The organism is Acidovorax sp. KPB24-03 (assembly GCF_057546605.1).
The window spans coordinates 1-1,243 of sequence record NZ_BAAJYR010000685.1; the positions used below are offsets into that span (position 1 = coordinate 1).

Annotated in this window: 2 protein-coding genes; both read left to right on the forward strand. The window is 69.9% G+C overall.

The genetic code is table 11. The annotated features are described in order from the left end of the window. The coding region (locus AC27KI_RS25195) for an ABC-2 family transporter protein (protein WP_487116518.1) at window positions 1-519 on the forward strand (519 nt) is incomplete at its 5' end. Window positions 520-642: 123 nt separating this feature from the next. Then, the gene (locus AC27KI_RS25200; RefSeq protein WP_487116520.1) at window positions 643-1,119 is read left to right on the forward strand and encodes a MarR family winged helix-turn-helix transcriptional regulator; all 477 of its coding nucleotides are present in this window, start codon (window positions 643-645) and stop codon (window positions 1,117-1,119) included. The last annotated feature ends 124 nt before the right edge of the window (window positions 1,120-1,243 follow it).

Here is a 1,243-nt window from a genome sequence, read left to right on the forward strand (position 1 = left end):
CTGGTGCTGCTGCTGCGCCCGCGGCCGCTCGCGCTGCAGCTCATGGGCCACGACCTGCGCCTGAGCCGGCTGGGGCGGCTGCTGCAGGGGCTGATGGTGGTGGCGTTCTCCACGGCGCAGGCGCCGATCGACTGGACGCCGGCCACCCTCGCGCTGGCGGCATGGGCGGTGGCCGGGGGCGTGGCCCTCTTCCTGGGCATCCTGGTGCTGCAGGGCACCCTGGCGTTCTGGACCGTGGAGAGCCTGGAGATCGCCAACGTGCTCACCTACGGCGGCGTGCAGGCGGCGCAGTACCCGCTGGCGCTTTATGCGCAGTGGTTCCGCCGGCTGCTGACCTTCGCCGTGCCGCTGGCCTGCGTGGCGTATTACCCGGGCCTGGCGATCCTGTCGCACCCCGACCCGCTGGGCGCGCCCGCCTGGGTCGGCTGGGTGTCGCCCGCCGCCGGATTCGCCTTCCTGGCCGCCGCCTTCGGGGCTTGGCGCCTGGGCCTGCGGCACTACGCCTCCACCGGCAGCTGAACCCCCTCGAACCCGACCTGGCAAATAGAGACTTGACATTGTTTGTCTAGTCAATTATTGTTCAGGCCATGATCGACGCCCAAAAAAACCGATGCCAGCCGTCTGCCGCCCGCCCCGCTCACCGTGGCGGGCATTCCTTTTCTGGTGGAAGAAAGCATTGGCTACCAGATGCGCCGCATCGTGTGCATCGTCGCCAGCGAGATCGAGCGCCGCATGGAGCCCCTCGGCCTGACCGATGCGCAATGGAAGCCGCTGCTGCGCCTGTACCTGAACCACGAGAACACGGTCGCGGGCCTGGCGCGTCTGTGCCAGCTCGACGCCGGCGGCATGACCCGCCTGCTCGACCGGCTGGAGGCCAAGGGCCTTTGCTCCCGCACGCGCTCGGTGGAAGACCGCCGGGTCGTGCACATCGAACTCACGCCCGAAGGGCATGCGGCGGCCGCGCAGATCCCCGCGATCCTGACGGAGCTGCAGCAGGTGTGCGCCCAGGGTTTCCAGCCGGCCGAGTACCACCAGTTGCAGGATTTCCTCAAGCGCATCCACGGCAACCTGCAGACGCTGGGGGCGGCGGCCGACACCGCTGCGCCCCGCCCATCCTGAGAGTCAGTCCACCATGAACGCCACTTTTCCCTCCACGCCCGCCGCAGCCGATGCGGCCTCGGCCCGCGACACCGCGCGCCCGACACCCCCAGCCCGCTGCGCGGCGCGCTGCAGTATTTTCGCC